We start from the raw sequence: 15899 nt of genomic DNA on the forward strand, positions 1-15899 counted from the left end.
CCAAGAGTTGGGCAGGTCCCTGACAATCGTCAAGATCTACACCGACGTAGAGATGAACAGAGTTCGACCAGCAGAGTTTCGGACTTTCCTCCAACTACCGCCGCTGCGGCGGCCGTTCAGGAGGCGCGCCGGGGCACCCGGGAGGGAGGGGCGAACAGCGGCCCCGGGCCCTTGACCCTTCGGAGGATCGGGGCGGTCTCCATGTCCAGCACGGAGGACAGTTCGGCGATGCGGGTGGTCAGATAGGTGTAGAGGGCCGGGACATCGGTGCAGACCACGGTCGCCATCAGATTCTTCGTCCCGGTGGTCGCACATGCGAACGCCACCTCGGGGTGATCCGCGAGTGTCTGCCCGGTGGCGGCGAGATCCGACGGCCTCACCGACAGCCACATCGTGGTGGTGACGCTCTGATGGAACATCCGGTGGGTGTAGTCGACGTCGAAGTACAGGGTGCCGTCGGCGCGCAGATCGGCCAGCCGGCGGCGCACCGTGGACTGCGACCAGCCGGTGGCGGCGGCCAGTTCGGCCAGCGGCGCCCGCCCGTCCCGCGCGAGGACGTCCAGCAGCTTGCCGTCCTCGGCGCCCACCGGCCCGCGCGGCCCCTTCGACCGGTCCGCGGCGGGCGTGCGCAGCCGCCCGACCTGCTCGGCCGTCAGCGCCTCGGTCTTGTTGACCAGGCCCCGCTCGCCGCCGTAGAACTCATGCAGCACGCAGTGCGCGCTCACTCCCACCACCCGTGGCGTCTGCGGGAGTTTGCGCAGCAGCAGGGCGTCGCTGTCCAGGCCGGACGCCGCCCGTGTCGACGCGGCGACCTCGGTGCCGTCGGAGAGCACATGCACCCAGGAGGTGTCGGCCCGCCGGGCCATCGCCTCGGCCACCGGCAGCGCGGCGTCCGGCAGGCACCGCACCCGCACCAGCCAGACCACATCGCCGACCGCCGCCGGGTCGGTGAGCCCCAGCACCCGGACCGCTCCCGTCGTCCGCAGCCGGGTGTAGCGGCGGGCCACGGTCTGGTCGGAGACGCCCAGCACCTCGGCGAGCCGGCTGAAGGGGGCCCGGCCGTCGAGCTGAAGGGCATGCACCAGCGCCCGGTCCAGGTCGTCGTACGCGTCGGATTCCACCGCACAAAGCTAGCGGACGTCGGATATTGCCACCGGGGCGGTGCCGGCTGGAGGTGCGGACCGGTCAGGACGACCGTAAGAGCCGCGGGACCGCCGGACCGTCATCGGGATCGGCCCTCGCGTCCCCTTGTCGGCACGTCCCGAATCCCGGAGTCAGTCATGCGCAGATCATGGTGGCCGCTCGCCGCCATCACGCTCGGCAATTTCATGCTGTTGATAGACGTCACGATTGTGAACACCGCGCTGCCCCAGGTGGCGCGGGGTCTGGACGCGTCCTTCACCTCCCTCCAGTGGGTGATGGACATCTACGCCCTGGCGCTGGCCGCGCTGCTGATGGTGGCCGGTTCGGCGGCGGACCTCTTCGGACGGCGGCGGCTGTATGTCGTCGGCCTCGCGGTGTTCGCGGTCTCCTCCCTGGTCTGCGGTCTGGCACCGGACGCCGGGGTGCTGATCGCGGCCCGCGCCGTCCAGGGGGTGGGGGCGGCGGCCATGTTCGCCACCAACACCCCGCTGCTGATGGCGACTTACTCCGGCCGCGACCGCGGTATCGCCTTCGGGGTGTGGGGCGGTACGAGCGGGGCGGCCGCGGCGATCGGCCCGGTGCTGGGCGGGGTGCTGACCGAGTACGTCGACTGGCGGGCGATCTTCCTGGTCAATCTGCCGCTGACGGCGATCGCGGTGTGGATCACGCTCCGTTCCATCGACGAGTCGCGCGGCGCGCCGGGCGTACGGATCGACTGGCCGGGCGCCGCCTCGTTCACGGTCAGCGCCGGGGCGCTGACGTATGGGCTGATGCGCGGCGGTGAGGAGGGCTGGGCCGACACCGGGACGGTCGCCACACTGGTGACGGCGGCGATCGCGCTGCTCGCCTTCGCCGTGCTGGAGCGCGGAAAGCGGCAGCCGCTGCTGGACCTGGGGCTGCTGCGGCGCCCGACGTTCGCGGTGCTGATGGCGGCGGCCCTGCTGCTGCAGGCGGGGGCCTTCCCGTACCTCACCTACGCCGGGCTGTGGCTGCAGTCGGTGCTGGGGATGAGCCCGGTGCAGGCGGGGCTCGCGGTGACGCCGATGGCGGGCGTCTCGCTGGTCGTCGGCGCGGCGGGCGGACGGCTGCTGGACCGGGTCGCCCCCGGGCGGGCGCTCGGCGGCGGACTGCTGATGGTGGGCGCGGGCGCGCTGGTCAACGCGGCGATGGTGACCCCGGACGCGGACTGGACGGCCTTCGTCCCGGGCCTGGCGCTGGCCGGTCTGGGGATCGGCCTGGCCATGCCGGTGCTGGTCTCGGCGGCCCTCGGCTCGGCCCCGCCGGAGCGGGCGGGCATGGCCAGCGGCGCGGTGAACACCTTCCGGCAGCTCGGCTACGCGCTGGGGATCGCCGTCCTGGGCACGGTCTTCGCGACGCGGGTGCGGGACATGGTCGACGACAGCGGCACCGTCCCGGCCCGGGCTGCCGGACAGGCCGCCGAGGCCATCAGCGGCGGCCACGCCGACGCCGTGATCGCCTCCGCGCCTCCGGCCCACGCGGACGCGGCGCGCACGCTCGTCCACGAGTCGTTCGCGGCCGGGCTCGACCGCATCTGCCTGATCTCCGGCATCGCGGCCCTGGCGGCGGGCCTGCTGGTCCTCGCCGTCGTCCGCGGCGGCCCCGGCGGAGCACCCCCGAAGCCGACCCCCGAGCAATCCCCGGCGGAGCCGGTCCACGCTTGAGCGGTGGACGACGAGTCACAAGGGGCGGGCGCCCGATGGCGCCCGCCCCTTCGCCGCGTGAGGCCGACGTCCGTCAACGCACGCGGTGCGAGTAACCCTTGCGCGATCGGATCGTTCTTCCATATACGCGTTATGCGCGGAGGCAACGCGAGTTGGAGCCTCGGCCGGGCGACGGATCGACGGGCAGCGATGTCACGGCGGTTGGGTCCGAAAGAGGTAGGCAGCCTCCGCTCCTGGTCCCTGGATACGGGCGGCCTAGCCCCTGGCTGGTGGGGCGTGACCATCACCCGAATTTCAGACCGGAAGGCACACATATGCCACCTGAGATCGCACTACTGGAGTCGCGCGCGCTGCGCGACAGCGTCATAGAGCGGACGGATGTCCTCGACAAGGTCAAGATCCTGACCATGCTGCCGGATGGGCTGCATATCACCACACGCATGGTCGCGGAGTACTTCGAGGTTGGGGAAGAAGCCGTCAAGAGCTTGACCAAACGGCACCGGGAGGAGTTCCACAGCAACGGGATGCATACGCTCCGAGGCACTGACCTGCAAGGCTTCCATAGGTCCACAATGGACCTATGGGATCGGAGTTATCCACAGGCATGCACCCAGCTCACCCTCTACCCCCGCCGGGCGGTACTCAACGTCGCAATGTTGCTGCGGGACAGCGATATCGCCAGGCGGGTACGCGCCTATCTCCTCGATGTCGAGGAGTCGGCCCGGAGCGGACCGGAAGCCGGAACGGATCAGCTCCCGCTCGAACGGATCCTCACCGAGCGGATGCTGGCCGGGCCGATCGGCGGCCGCCTCGACGCCGTCGAGGCGTGTCTGGCTGATGTCGGTTCCACGCTGCGCGAGCTGGCGCCGTGGATGGCCAAAGTCTCCGCTCGGCTGGACGGCATGGACCGGCGGCTCGACGCGCACGGGCGGGTCATCTGCGCCATGAGCGAGCGGCTCTGCGATCTCGGTGAGGACATGACCGAGGTCCGCAGGGACGTCTCCACACTCAAGGCCGAGTCGGTCCAGCGGCGGGCGCGGCGCGCCAAGCGGCTGCGCGGGTAGCGGATCGGAGGAGCTCGGTGGGCGGGGTGGCGCCCTGCCCACCGGGCCTTTCGGTAAAGTTGTAGGATGACTGGGCAACCGGGTGAATCGAGTGAGGGAGCCGAGAGGATGGCGTTGCGGGCGGCTGGGCGGCGGTCGTTGGTCGACACCGTGGTGGAGCAGTTGCGGGCGCAGCTCGCCGAGGGTGAGTGGAAGGTCGGCGACCGCGTACCCACCGAACATGCCCTCGCCGAACAGCTCCAGGTCGGCCGGAACACGGTCCGCGAGGCGGTCCGCGTCCTCGTGCACGCGGGGATGCTGCAGTCCCGGCAGGGCGAGGGCACCTTCGTGGTCTCCACGACCGACCCGGCCGAGGTCATGTGGGGTGTGCGGCGCGCCGGGATCCGGGATGTGCTGGAGCTGCGGATCGCGCTGGAGGCGGAGGGCGCGCGGCTGGCCGCGCTCCGGCACAGCCCCGACGATCTGCGGCGGATGCGGGCGGCGCTGGAGTCGCTCGAGGCCTTCGGGCACGCCGGGGAGCGGCCCGCGGACGGCCACCATGAGCTGCACGCCGCCCATGACCTGGAGTTCCACACCGCCGTGGTGGAGTCCGCGCACAACGCCGCGCTGAGCGCGACCTACGGCTGGTTCAGCAGCTCGGTGCGCGACTCGCTGGTGGCCTCGCTCGGCGACCGCGAGGTGCCGAGCATCGTCCCCGCCGACCACCGCGCCCTCGTCGACGCCATCGCCTCCGGCGACCCGGCGGCCGCCGAGGCGGCGGCGCGGGCGCTGCTGGAGGCGCCGAAACGCGCCGTCGAAGCCCTGCTCGCCACCGGCTGAGCCCCTCTTGGCGGGCTTCCCCGCGACCCGGATCACCCCAACCCCACCACCTCCACCACGACCGGAACGGAGCTCTTCTTGCCACGCCCGCACACCCCCGGCCCCGAGGCCGAACCCCTGCTCTTGGACGCCGAGACGGATTTGCGGCCGACCCCCGAGGTGGCCGCCGCGCGGCGCACCCTGCGGGCCCACCCCACCCTTCTCCTGATCGGCATCGTGCTGGCGTCGCTCAACATGCGGGCCGCGCTCGCCGGGGTCTCCCCGCTGCTCGGTGAGATCAGCGGCCACTTCGGGCTGTCCGCGATCATGAGCAGCCTGGTCACGACCATTCCGCTGATCTTCATGGGCCTGGCCTCGCCCTTCGCGCCCCGGCTCGCCCGGCGCTGGGGCACCGAGGCGGTGCTGCTGAGCGCGCTGGCGCTGCTGATCGGCGGCATCCTGCTGCGCGTGGCACCGCCGGTGATGGCGCTCTTCGCCGGAGGCGCCCTCGTCGGCAGCGGGATCGCGTTCCTCAATGTGCTCATGCCGGGCCTGGTCAAGCGTGACTTCCCGCACCGGGCCGCCGGGATGACCGCGCTCTACACCACCTCGATGATCGGCGGGGCGACGGTCTCCGCCGCCTCCGCCGTACCCCTGGAGAACGCGCTCGGCGGCTGGCGGGGTTCGCTCGCCTCCTGGTCGCTGCTGGCGGCGGTCGCGGCGCTGGTCTGGATACCCCAGACGGTGCTCGCGCGGCGCGGAACGCACCACGGTGAGCCCGCGGCGACGCCCGTAAGGACGACGCCGGACGCGGGGCCGAGGCTGAGCCGCTCCCCGCTGGCCTGGCAGGTCACGCTGTTCATGGGGTTGCAGTCGTCGATCGCGTACGTCTGCATCGCATGGCTGCCGACGATCTTCACCGACCACGGCATGAGCAAGAACACGGCCGGGCTGGTGTTCGCGTTCAGCACCATGCTGCAGATGGTCGGTTCGTTCGTGGTGCCCACCCTCGCCGGCCGGATGCGCTCCCAGCGGACGCTGGCCGTCGCGGTCGCGGCGCTGATGGGCGCCGGTATCGCGGGCCTGCTGGTGGCTCCCGTCTCGGGGGCGTGGGTCTGGGCGACGCTGATCGGGGTCGGGCAGGGCGGGGCCGTCGGGCTCGCGCTGACCATGATGGTGCTGCGGACCGGGGACGCCCACACCTCGGCGCGGCTGTCCGGAATGGCGCAGACCTGGGGCTATCTGCTGGCCGCGGTGGGCCCTCTGGCGCTCGGCGTGGTGCACCAGACCATCGGCGGCTGGGAGCTGCCGCTCACGCTGATGCTGGCGGTGTGCGGGGTGCTGGCGGTGCTGGGCCTGGGCGCGGGACGCGACCGCAAGATCCGGTCCTGAGCGGCGGCCCGGAGGGCCGAACGGCTTGAGCCCGAGCGGCCTTACGCCTTCACAGCCGGCCCTCAGGCCGCGGAGGGCCGGCCGACAACTCCCGCCGCCACTCTCGGTGTCATCGGCATCGACGAGGACCGGAGGACGGCGTGAGTGGCACGAGCTGCATGAGCGGTACGAGCGGTACGAGCGGTATGGCCGAGGCGAAGGCCACCCACGGCACGGGCCATGGCGGGAGGCGGCACCCGGCGGCCCTGGCGGAGGGTGCTGCGGGCCCCCTGGACGGTGGCCTGTGTGGCGGCGACCGTCCTGCTCGGTTCGTCCGCGGCCGTGGCCTCCGCCCTGGGCCAGGCCAACGCGGCCCCCGGACACGCCGCGGCGGCGGCCGTCACGACGACCGCCGCCACCGCGGAGACAACCGGCGGCCGCTCCGCCGTCCCTGCGCGGTGGCGGCCGTAAGGCGTGCACGAACTCCTGGGCGCCATAAGGCGCGCACGAGCCCCTGGCGCCCGTAAGGCGTGCACGGACCCCCGGGCGCCGGGCGTCACCTCGCGCGGGTCGCGCAGATCGCGCCGGTGGTCACTCCTCCCCCGCGAGGGTCAGCGTGCGCAGCTTGCGGCCCGCGTACCAGGTCGCGCCCACGGTCACGGCCAGCAGCAGGATGACGCCGGTCGCCAGGCCGACATCCGACGAGATCACATCGCCGTCCGCGACTTTCTGTCCGATCGCCAGCGCCCACTGCTGAACGCTGAGCTTGCGGGCCCCGGCCACCAGGCTGCCGAAGAAGGTCTCCCACACCAGGGCGTAGACCAGCCCCGCGATCACCGCATGCCGGGTCACGGTGCCCAGCAGCAGGAAGACGGCGCTGTAGGCGATCGAGGCCACGGCGGCGGCGACGGCGTAGCCGACGGCGAGTTGATTCGCGTTGCCGTTCAGCAGGAAACCCGCGAGGAGGGTGGGGATGGCGGAGAAGGCGACCGTGACGCCGATGGCCACGATCAACTTGGTGAAGATGATCGTCGGCCGCTTCACCGGCTTGGCCAGCAGATAGATGACCGAGCCGTCGTCGATCTCCGGGCCGATCGCGCCCGTACCGGCGATCACGCCGATCAGCGGGACCATGGTGGCCATCGCGAAGCCGCCGAGGATCGCGTCGGCCGTCTCGTCGTCGGCTCCGGTGAGCAGCCGTACGGCGAGCGAGATCAACAGCAGCAGACCGGGGAGTGAGAAGAGGATCAGTGCCCGGCGGCGGCCGAGCAGGGCCCGGTAGGTGAGCCGTGCGACGGTGGGGTGGTAGAGCGAGGACATCGCTATGGGCTCCTTTCAGGCCGCGACGAGGTAGGAGAAGACGCTTTCCAGGGACTCGTCGGAGGGCGAGACCGTGAGGAGCCGGATGTGCTGGTCACGGGCGACCCGGGGCAGCAGTTCGGTGAAGCGGGCGAAGTCGACCGCCTGGATGTGCAGTCCGCCGTCGGCGCCGGTGCTCGCGTCGACCTGGATACCGGTGGTCGACGGGTCGGCGATCAGGGCGGCCGCGAGCGCGCGGTCGTCGCTGGACCGTACGAGATAGCGGTGCGGACGGTCCGTCATCAGCCGGCGGATCTTGCGGAAGTCGCCGGAGGCGGCGTGCCGGCCCGCGACGATCACCTCGATATGCGCCGCAAGCTGCTCGACCTCCTCGAGGATGTGCGAGGAGAACAGCACGGTGCGGCCCTCCGCTCCCATCCGCCGCAGCAAATCCATGAGCTGCATCCGCTGCCGGGGGTCCATGCCGTTGAACGGCTCGTCCAGGAGGAGCACAGAGGGCTCGTGCACCAGCGCGGAGGCCATCTTCACGCGCTGGCGCATGCCCTTGCTGTACGTGGCGATCTTCCGGGAGCCCGCGTAGTCCATCTCGACGGTGTCGAGCGCCTTACGGGCGGCACCGCGCGGATCGGGCAGCCCGTGCAGCTCGGCGTTGGCGATCACGAACTCGCGGCCGGTGAGGAAGTCGTACATCGCCTCGCGCTCGGGGACGATGCCGATGTGGCGGTAAGCCTGCTCATTGCGCCAGATCTGGTCGCCGTCCAGGGTCACGGACCCGGTGGAGGGAGCCAGGAAGCCGCCCATCATGTTGATGAGGGTGGACTTGCCGGCGCCGTTGGGACCGAGGAGCCCGGTGACCCCGGGGCCGATGTTCATGGTCACGTCGTTGACGGCCACGACGTTCCCGAACCAGCGGGAGACGTTGTCGATGGCGATCGTGGTCACAGGCCGACCTTCCGGTAGCGGCGCATCAGCAGCCCGTACGAGCCGGCGATCAGGCCGAGGAGAACGAGGACGTAGACGAGCCCGGTTCCGGTGCTGGGGCCGATCCCGCCGGGGAAGGAGGAGGCGGCACCGAGGAAGGCCGTCTGCACCCCGTCGATGATGGTGATCGGCGAGAACAGTCCGATCCAGCTCACCGGCCCGGAGTCGCCCTCGTTCCACGCAATGGCCTGGACGGCGGACACCGCGCCGTAGGAGATGGTCAGCAGGGCGATGACGGCGGCGACGCCGAAGCCGCGGCGCGGGGTGAGCGCGGCGACGACCAGGCTGATGCCGGCGAAGAGAAGCGAGAGCAGAGCCACGGAGATCAGTCCTTGTGCGAAGCCCTTCGTCTGATCGGCGAAGTCGAGCTTGGCGAGCAGTGCCCCGACATAGAGGATCAGCAGGGGCGCGCCGGTGAGGATGAACAGCGCGGAGGCCATGGCGGCGAACTTGGCCACCACATAGTCCACCGTTTCGATGGGCCGCGAGAAGTAGAGCGGGACCGTCTTGAAGCGGAGGTCCCGGGAGACGGACTGCGGCGCCTGGGAGGCGGTGTACAGGCCGATCACGGCCTGCAGCATGATCGCGTAGCGCGTGTACTCGACGGGGAGCTTGTTCGCGCTGATGGCGATGGCCACCGCGACGATGATCGCGGCGGGCATGCACATCACGGCGAACAGCAGCATCGGCGCGACCTTGGACTTCGCCGAGCGGCCGAGGCCGTAGGCGCCGCGCAGGCTCTGGGAGAAGAGCGAGCGGCGGGCGTAGGCGCGGCCGAGGCGCGGGCCGTCGTAGTGGCGGTAGCCGATGTTGTGAATGACGTCGGCACGCTGCTGCTGGGTCACGGTCTCAGGCGGCATCGACGGCACCTCCGTTCCCGTGTGCGCTTGCGCCGGCCGGTCCTGCGGGCTTCGTCTTGCCGTCCGGGGCATCCGGGGCATCCGCATCGTCGTCGGACCGGAAGATCTCCGCGATGCGGTGGCGGCGCTGCTCCATGCGGACCAGGCCGAGGCCGAGGTCCGCGATGGTGTCGCGGACCGTGTCGTACGTCTCCTCGCTCGCGAGGTCGACCAGCAGCACATGGTCCGAGCCGGGCGCCCCGTCGGCGCCGCGGCCGGCGGGCTGGACGGTGAGCCCGGCCAGGTCGAGGGCGGTGCGCAGCGCCTTGGTGCCGTCCGGGTGGTCGGTGGTGTCGGTCACCTCGACCGCGAGCGAGGCCGTCGCCTGGGTGAAGTCACTGGTGGAGCTGGAGCGGAGCAGCTTGCCGCCGTCGATGACCACGACGTGGTCGCAGGTGCGCTCCAGCTCGCCGAGCAGATGCGAGGTGACCAGGACCGAGATGCCGAAGTCGGTGTGGACGCGGCGGATCAGGCCGAGCATCTCATCGCGGCCGACCGGGTCCAGGCCGTTGGTCGGCTCGTCCAGCAGGACCAGGCGGGGGTCGTGCACCAGCGCCTGGGCCAGCTTGACCCGCTGCTTCATGCCCGTGGAGTAGCCGCCCATGGGGCGATATCGCTCCTCGTACAGGCCGACGTGGCGCAGCGTGTCGGCCGTGCGCTCACGGGCGGCGGAGGGCGGCAGCCCGGACATGCGCGCCATGTGGACGACGAACTCGGTCGCCGAGACATCGGGCGGCAGACAGTCGTGCTCGGGCATATAGCCGACGCTTTCGCGGATGGCGCTGCCGTCCTTGGCCACATCGAGACCGAGCACGGAAGCGCGGCCCTCGCTGGCGGGGGACAACCCGAGCAGGATCTTGATCAGCGTGGACTTACCGGCGCCGTTCGCACCCACCAGGCCAGTTACTCCTGGTGCGATGTCGACGGACAGCCGGTCGAGCGCGGTGACGCGGGGGAACCGCTTGCTCAGACTTTCGGTGGCGATCACAGTCACGTGTTCGACCGTAGTGGTGTGAGCCAGAGGCGGCGTCACTCCAGACGGTGGGATTCCCCTCGTCCTCGGGTCTGACGCGCCCGTAGGGGACAGGCCCCGATGGGCGGGGGTTACCCCGGGTATCCACAGATATTCCGGAGGCTTATGCCCGGTGTGCGGCCGGTGTGAGCCGCGACCGTGCCCATCCTGGGTACCACGCGGTGAACAGGGCCGGAAGGACGAACCCCGCGAACTGGACCGCCAGCGCCGCGACCATGCCCAGACCGCCGGAGATCACCACGACCATGGCCGCTGCGGAAAGCGTGAAGGCGGTGGACCAGGCCCGGGTGATCACCACATTGATCCGCTTGAACACGTAGGTGTCCCACACCTCGGGCGGTGCCTGGCGGCGGGCGACACCGGTGGTGAAGGGCCGCCCCACGGCGAGCGTCGTCCAGGCGGTGACGGCGAGCCAGCTGAGCGCCAGCGCCCCGATGTAGTCCTTGAGTCCGCTGTCCGGCCGGGCGAAGGCCCAGATCGTCAGCGCGGTGAAGAAGGCCACCGTGCTGCCCTCCAGGATGAGGGCGTCGGCCGCCATGCCCGCCTTACGGGCCCGCACCAGCATCGCCCCACCCAGCACCAGCCCGGCCAGGGCGCCCCACTGCCAGCCAAATGTCGACACGACCGCGAGAGCGATCCATGGGATGAAGCCGCGCAAGTAGTTCATTCGGCCCTCCCCCGGGCGTCAGGTCACCTTCCGGCATGCGATGTCGAAGGTAGAAGGTGCCCCGCGAGCCCATTCCTATGCCTGAGGGCCTGTCCGGTCCGTGAATTCCCCTTAGCCCGGGGGGAGTTGGGCCGGATCACTGATCACTTCGGGGAGTCGGACGGCTTCATCCGGGCGGAGTCGGCCCGTCCGGCTGGGGACCATCCAGCCGGGGAACCGGACCGCTAGAGACCCGGTGCGCCCCAGACCGGGAACCAGCGGCTCAGGTCCTCCTCGATCCGCAGATCGTCCCCAAGCAGCGCCCGCACCTGCAGCTCCAGCCCGTTGTCCCGCTTCTCCGCGGCGCCCGGCAGCGGCGCGAAGGGGTAGAAGGTGCCGCGCTTGTAGAGATACACCAACGCGAGCGAACGCCCCGCCGGGTCCTGGAAGCCGATCAGCGAGCACAGCAGCTGAGGCCCGAACCCGCCGTCCTGGAGCAGCGAATTGACCGCGTGCAGATCGTTCACCAGGGCGGGCACATCGTCCGACGGCTGCCGGGCCAGCAGCCAGGTGTAGCCGTACGCGTCCTGGCTGAACTCCACGGGCACCCCGCCCCGGTCCGTATCCGCGTCCAGCAGCTCCCGCACATCCCGCTGGAGCTGGGAGAACGCGCCGCCCTCCACGCTCGCGAAACAGACCGAGCCCCGCCCGGTCGAGGTGAACCCCGCCCCCGCCTCCAGGCTGACCGCAGCCCCCGGGAGCCCGAAGAGCCGGTCGAGGTCGGGGCGCACCGGCTTGCTGCGGCCCAGGATGGCGTCCAAGATCCTCACGCTCAGCCCCTTCCCGCCTGGCCGAGCTGGGTGGAGATGCGGGCGAGCTGGTCGAGCCGCCGCTCCAGCGGCGGATGCGAGGAGAACAGCCGGCTGACGCTCTCCCCGGAGAGCGCGGGCGCGAAGAAGAAGGCGTTGAACGGCTCGACCTTGCGCAGATCCCGGGTCGGGATCCGGGCCATCTGCCCCGTCACCTTGGTCAGCGCGGCGGCGAGCGCCGAGGGCCGCCCGGTCAGCAGTGCGCCGGCGCGGTCGGCGGACAGCTCGCGATAGCGGGACAGCAGCCGGGTCAGCAGAAAGCTGATCGCGTAGACCACGGCGCTGATCAGGGGGATGAGCAGCACCGCGATGCCCACGTTGTTGTTACGGCTGCCCCGGCTGAGACCGCCCCACAGCGCCGCGCGGGTCATGATGCCCGCCAGCACGCCGAGGAAGGAGGCGATGGTCATGACCGCCACATCGCGGTGCGCCACATGCGAGAGCTCATGGGCGAGCACGCCCTCCAGCTCCTCCGGCTCCAGCCGCCGCAGCAGCCCGGTGGTGGCGCACACCAGCGCGTTGCGCTGATTGCGGCCGGTGGCGAAGGCGTTCGGCACATCGGTGTCGGCGATGGCCACCCGCGGCTTGGGCATATCCGCGAGGGCACACAGCCGGTCCACCGCGCCGTGCAGCTCGGGGGCCTGCTGCGGGGTGACCTCCCGGGCGCCCATGCTGAACGCCGCGATCCGGTCGCTGAACCAGAACTGCGCCACGAACAGCCCTCCCGCGATGATCACGATCAGCGGCCAGGCGCCCTTGAACACGGCGAGCAGCACACCGATGAAGACCACATAGAGCAGCCCGATGAAGAACATCGTCATGACCATGCGGGTGGTCAGCCCCCGGTCCGGGGGATAGCGGGTATGCGGCATGGGATGCCTCCCGAGTGACGCGACGCCAAAGGCTCTATACCCGATTCTGCCGCTTATAGGGCGATCTGCGCCGCGGCCTTTATTCGGTTATCCGGCGATCCGTATCGCCCGCTATCCGGCGATTCATGCCGCCCGCTATCCGGCTATCTGTGCCGCGCCCTCCGTGGCGATCTTCTCGAAGGTCCCCAGGTCGGCCGCGAAGATCGAATCGGGGATCGGCCAGTGCAGCACGATCTCGTCGATGCCCAGCTCGGCATGGCGTCCGGCGAAGTCCACGAAGGCGTCCACCGAGCTCAGCGGCCCTGCGGCCGCCGGGGTGAAACCGGTGAGCAGGATCTTGCCGAGGTCGCCGGTGTCCCGTCCGGCCTCCGCGCACGCCTGGCCCAGCCGGTCGATCTGACCGGCGATGGCAGCCACCGAATCGGCCGGGGTGCCGGTCTCGGCGATCTTCGGGTCGCCCGTGGTCACCCACGCCTGCCCGTATCGCGCCGTGAGCCGCAGTCCGCGCGGACCGGTGGCGGCCACCCCGAACGGCAGCCGCGGCCGCTGCACGCAGCCGGGGATGTTGCGCACCTCGTGGGCGCTGTAGTGGGTGCCCTCGTGCGTCACCACATCGTGCGTCAGCAGCCGGTCGAGCAGCTCGACGAACTCGCCGAAGCGGTCCGCCCGCTCCCGGGGCGACCACGGCTCCTCGGCGCCCCGCAGCAGCGCCGTCGCGTCGAAGCCGGAGCCGCCCGCGCCGATGCCGAGGGCGATCCGCCCGCCGGACACGTCGTCCAGCGTGATCAGCTCCTTGGCCAGCGTCACCGGATGCCGGAAGTTCGGGGAGGTGACCAGGGTGCCCAGCCGCAGCCGGGAGGTCGCCGCCGCGGCCGCCGTCAGCGTCGGAACCGCCCCGAACCAGGGCCCGTCGCGAAAGCTGCGCCAGGACAGGTGGTCATAGGTGTACGCCGCGTGGAAACCCAGCTCCTCGGCGCGCTGCCATATCTCCCGGCCGCGCTCGGACCAGCGGTAGGCGGGCAGGATCACGGTGCTCACTCGCATAGGGCGAGCCTAAGCGGTGGGTGTGACAACGCCGCACCGATATCAGCGCCCATCAGCGCCGTAGGCTCCCGACGATCCACCCGAGCACAGCCCCGGCACTGATGAGCGGCATATGCGGGAGGATGGTTGCCGTGACTCCTGCGACCGAGCGGCCGAACACCCCGGCCCCAGAGCCTTCCCGCCCGGCCCCGGCCCGGCCCCGACTGATCGCCACCGACCTCGACGGCACCCTGCTGCAGGACGACAAGACGGTCTCCGACCGCACCGTGGCGGCGCTCGCGGCGGCCGAGCGGGCGGGCATCGAGGTGTTCTTCGTCACCGGCCGCCCGGCCCGCTGGATGGACGTCGTCAGCGCCCATGTGCATGGTCACGGCCTGGCGATCTGCGCCAATGGCGCCGCCGTGGTCGATCTGCACCAGGGCGGACTGCCGATCGAGGTCCGCCCGCTCGCCGCCGACCAGGCCCTCGCCGTCGTGGAGGCGCTGCGCGAGGCCGCGCCCGGCACGTCCTTCGCGGTCGAGCGCAGCGGCGGGATCTTCTACGAACCGGAGTACCCGCCGTTCCACCTCGCCCCGGGCGCGATCGTCGCCCCCGCCGAGAAGCTGCTCCACGACGGATTCGCGCACGCCGACATGCCGGTCCTCAAGCTGCTCGCCCACCACCCCGAGCTGGCACCCGACGCCTTCCTCCAGCTCGCCCGCTCGGTGGCCGGGGACTACGGCGACTTCACCCGCTCCAGCCCGTCCGCCCTGCTGGAGGTCAGCGGGCTCGGGGTCAGCAAGGCCAGCACGCTGGCCCGGTGCTGTGCCGAGCGCGGGATCTCCGCCGCGGAGGTCGTGGCGTTCGGCGACATGCCCAATGACCTGGAGATGCTGATGTGGGCGGGCACCTCCTACGCGATGGCCAACGCCCATCCGGATGTGCTCGCCGCGACCACCCACCGCACGGGCGCCAACACCGAGGACGGCGTCGCCGCCGTCATCGAGCGGATCGTCGAGCGGATCCTGGCGGGCTGAAGCGCACGCGACCGCCCCCCGGCCGTGGGGCCGGGGGGCGGCGGTCCGCACGACCGCGTTTACCAGAAGAAGACCAGGTAGCCGTTGCCGCCGGCGGTACCGGGGGCGCCCGCGCTGCCCGGGGTGTTGCCACCGGGGCCGCCGACGCCGCCGTCGCCGCCCGCGCTGGTGTTCGTCGGAGGCAGCTCGACAATGCCGTCGACCGCGTCGCCGCCCGCGCCGCCGTCGGCACCGGACGCCCCGTTCTCACCGGTGCGGTTCACCGCGGAGAAGCTGTTGCAGGCGCCGGTGCCGCCGGTGCCGCCGTTGCCCGGAATGCCCGGAGCGGCCGTACCACCGCCACCGCCCGTGCCGCCCGTGCCGCCACCGGCGATGAGCTGGGTACCGATGGTGGAGACCAGGGACGTCGCGCCACCGTTGCCACCGGTGCCACCGGCGCCTCCGGCACCAGCCGTACCGGTGCCGCCGGGACCGGCGGTACCGGCGCCGCCACCGGTGCCCAGGTCCACCGTGTAGGTGGCGAAGGGCGTGACCGGAATGACGCACCAGGTGAAGCCGCCGGATCCGCCGCCACCGCCGGTGCCGCCACTGCCGGTCGCCGTGGCGCTGGCGCCGCCACCACCGCCGCCGCCACCGCCGCCCGCTCCCCACGCCTGGATGTGCACCGAGGTGACGCCTGCGGGAGGCGTGAAGGTGCCGTCCGTGGTGAACTCCTGGACCCCGTGGATGATGGACGGCGGCCGCGGCGGCTTGGGACGGCCGCCGCCCAGGGTGTCGTCCGCCTGAGCGGCGGGAGACATGGTCAGCACCTGGCCGGCGAGGCTCGCCGCAGCAAGGGCGGCGAAGAGGACCCGGCGGCGCGTCCGGGATCGCTTGGGAGTGGGACTCTGGCTGTTCACGTCATGAATTCCTTCCCCGCGGTCGGGCCAACATCTGTCGCGGAGTGCGATGGGATACGAAAGTCCGAACGGCCCGCGAGACTCATCCCACCGTCGGCCACCACGACCCGCACTCCGACGGCGCGCTAGTTGGCCCGCGTAGGTGAGGCGTTGGGCCGGGCGGGCGACAACCAGCGCCCCACAACGGCGTGTCGGGCACACAGCGGCCCGCCGGGCATCGCCCTCACCGGGCGACGACGGGTCAGGCGTACGGCAGAGGCGG

General features: G+C 71.5%; 16 protein-coding genes. 6 read left to right on the forward strand and 10 right to left on the reverse strand.

Annotation, left to right across the window (positions count from 1 at the left end; all coding sequences use genetic code 11):
* Positions 1–116 precede the first annotated feature (116 nt).
* The gene (locus STRVI_RS43295) at positions 117–1121 is read right to left on the reverse strand and encodes an Lrp/AsnC family transcriptional regulator (RefSeq protein ID WP_014061900.1); all 1005 of its coding nucleotides are present in this window, start codon (positions 1119–1121) and stop codon (positions 117–119) included.
* A 159-nt stretch (positions 1122–1280) separates the two neighbouring features.
* Here STRVI_RS43295 and STRVI_RS43300 point away from each other — a divergent pair, with 159 nt between their 5' ends.
* The 5 genes from STRVI_RS43300 (at position 1281) to STRVI_RS43320 (ending at position 6529) form a co-directional block, all read left to right on the forward strand.
* A complete protein-coding gene (locus STRVI_RS43300; protein WP_014061901.1) occupies positions 1281–2825 on the forward strand; it encodes an MFS transporter in 1545 nt (514 codons plus the stop codon).
* Between the two features lie 314 nt (positions 2826–3139).
* A complete protein-coding gene (locus STRVI_RS43305) occupies positions 3140–3889 on the forward strand; it encodes a hypothetical protein (protein ID WP_014061902.1) in 750 nt (249 codons plus the stop codon).
* Positions 3890–3997: 108 nt separating this feature from the next.
* The gene (locus tag STRVI_RS43310; protein ID WP_014061903.1) at positions 3998–4708 is read left to right on the forward strand and encodes a FadR/GntR family transcriptional regulator; all 711 of its coding nucleotides are present in this window, start codon (positions 3998–4000) and stop codon (positions 4706–4708) included.
* A gap of 78 nt (positions 4709–4786) precedes the next feature.
* The gene (locus tag STRVI_RS43315) at positions 4787–6079 is read left to right on the forward strand and encodes a CynX/NimT family MFS transporter (RefSeq protein WP_014061904.1); all 1293 of its coding nucleotides are present in this window, start codon (positions 4787–4789) and stop codon (positions 6077–6079) included.
* Between the two features lie 219 nt (positions 6080–6298).
* Positions 6299–6529: a hypothetical protein gene (locus tag STRVI_RS43320; RefSeq protein ID WP_014061905.1), complete on the forward strand. Its 231-nt coding sequence runs from the start codon at positions 6299–6301 to the stop codon at positions 6527–6529.
* Positions 6530–6649: 120 nt separating this feature from the next.
* On the opposite strand, the gene STRVI_RS43325 is transcribed toward STRVI_RS43320, so the two are convergent.
* From STRVI_RS43325 to STRVI_RS43360, 8 genes are all read right to left on the reverse strand, one after another.
* Positions 6650–7378, reverse strand: a complete 729-nt coding sequence (locus STRVI_RS43325; protein WP_014061906.1) for an ABC transporter permease subunit — start codon at positions 7376–7378, stop codon at positions 6650–6652.
* 15 nt (positions 7379–7393) lie between these two features.
* Positions 7394–8320 (reverse strand): ABC transporter ATP-binding protein, encoded by a 927-nt coding sequence (locus tag STRVI_RS43330; protein WP_014061907.1) that lies wholly within the window; start codon positions 8318–8320, stop codon positions 7394–7396.
* Complete coding sequence (locus STRVI_RS43335; protein WP_014061908.1) at positions 8317–9219, reverse strand: ABC transporter permease; 903 nt, start codon at positions 9217–9219, stop codon at positions 8317–8319. The genes STRVI_RS43330 and STRVI_RS43335 overlap by 4 nt, the downstream gene beginning before the upstream one ends.
* Positions 9209–10279, reverse strand: coding sequence for an ABC transporter ATP-binding protein (locus STRVI_RS43340; RefSeq protein WP_050994141.1), 1071 nt, complete (start codon positions 10277–10279; stop codon positions 9209–9211). Before STRVI_RS43340 ends, STRVI_RS43335 begins: the two co-directional genes overlap by 11 nt.
* Positions 10280–10394: 115 nt before the next feature.
* Complete coding sequence (locus STRVI_RS43345; RefSeq protein WP_014061910.1) at positions 10395–10958, reverse strand: hypothetical protein; 564 nt, start codon at positions 10956–10958, stop codon at positions 10395–10397.
* A 224-nt stretch (positions 10959–11182) separates the two neighbouring features.
* Positions 11183–11767: a PspA-associated protein PspAB gene (gene pspAB, locus STRVI_RS43350; protein WP_014061911.1), complete on the reverse strand. Its 585-nt coding sequence runs from the start codon at positions 11765–11767 to the stop codon at positions 11183–11185.
* Positions 11768–11769: 2 nt separating this feature from the next.
* Entirely contained in the window at positions 11770–12678 is a 909-nt protein-coding gene (gene htpX, locus STRVI_RS43355) for a zinc metalloprotease HtpX (protein WP_014061912.1), read from the reverse strand.
* Positions 12679–12813: 135 nt separating this feature from the next.
* Positions 12814–13722 (reverse strand): LLM class flavin-dependent oxidoreductase, encoded by a 909-nt coding sequence (locus STRVI_RS43360; protein WP_014061913.1) that lies wholly within the window; start codon positions 13720–13722, stop codon positions 12814–12816.
* A 122-nt stretch (positions 13723–13844) separates the two neighbouring features.
* Between STRVI_RS43360 and STRVI_RS43365 the strand changes: the two genes are divergently transcribed.
* Complete coding sequence (locus STRVI_RS43365; protein WP_043237479.1) at positions 13845–14738, forward strand: Cof-type HAD-IIB family hydrolase; 894 nt, start codon at positions 13845–13847, stop codon at positions 14736–14738.
* A 59-nt stretch (positions 14739–14797) separates the two neighbouring features.
* Here the strand turns inward: STRVI_RS43365 and STRVI_RS55825 are convergent, their stop codons facing one another.
* Positions 14798–15637: a hypothetical protein gene (locus tag STRVI_RS55825; protein WP_014061915.1), complete on the reverse strand. Its 840-nt coding sequence runs from the start codon at positions 15635–15637 to the stop codon at positions 14798–14800.
* Positions 15638–15899: the final 262 nt, after the last annotated feature.

The organism is Streptomyces violaceusniger Tu 4113, from assembly GCF_000147815.2.
GTDB classification, from domain to species: Bacteria; Actinomycetota; Actinomycetes; order Streptomycetales; family Streptomycetaceae; genus Streptomyces; species Streptomyces violaceusniger_A.

Excerpts from the sequence above, each read along its gene's own strand:
- STRVI_RS43300 (WP_014061901.1), top strand. The coding sequence starts at position 1,281 with ATGCGCAGATCATGGTGGCCGCTCGCCGCCATCACGCTCGGCAATTTC.
- STRVI_RS43305 (WP_014061902.1), top strand. The coding sequence starts at position 3,140 with ATGCCACCTGAGATCGCACTACTGGAGTCGCGCGCGCTGCGCGACAGC.
- STRVI_RS43310 (WP_014061903.1), top strand. The coding sequence starts at position 3,998 with ATGGCGTTGCGGGCGGCTGGGCGGCGGTCGTTGGTCGACACCGTGGTG.
- STRVI_RS43320 (WP_014061905.1), top strand. The coding sequence starts at position 6,299 with ATGGCGGGAGGCGGCACCCGGCGGCCCTGGCGGAGGGTGCTGCGGGCC.
- STRVI_RS43325 (WP_014061906.1), bottom strand. The coding sequence starts at position 7,378 with ATGTCCTCGCTCTACCACCCCACCGTCGCACGGCTCACCTACCGGGCC.
- STRVI_RS43335 (WP_014061908.1), bottom strand. The coding sequence starts at position 9,219 with ATGCCGCCTGAGACCGTGACCCAGCAGCAGCGTGCCGACGTCATTCAC.
- STRVI_RS43345 (WP_014061910.1), bottom strand. The coding sequence starts at position 10,958 with ATGAACTACTTGCGCGGCTTCATCCCATGGATCGCTCTCGCGGTCGTG.
- htpX (WP_014061912.1), bottom strand. The coding sequence starts at position 12,678 with ATGCCGCATACCCGCTATCCCCCGGACCGGGGGCTGACCACCCGCATG.
- STRVI_RS43360 (WP_014061913.1), bottom strand. The coding sequence starts at position 13,722 with ATGCGAGTGAGCACCGTGATCCTGCCCGCCTACCGCTGGTCCGAGCGC.
- STRVI_RS43365 (WP_043237479.1), top strand. The coding sequence starts at position 13,845 with ATGGTTGCCGTGACTCCTGCGACCGAGCGGCCGAACACCCCGGCCCCA.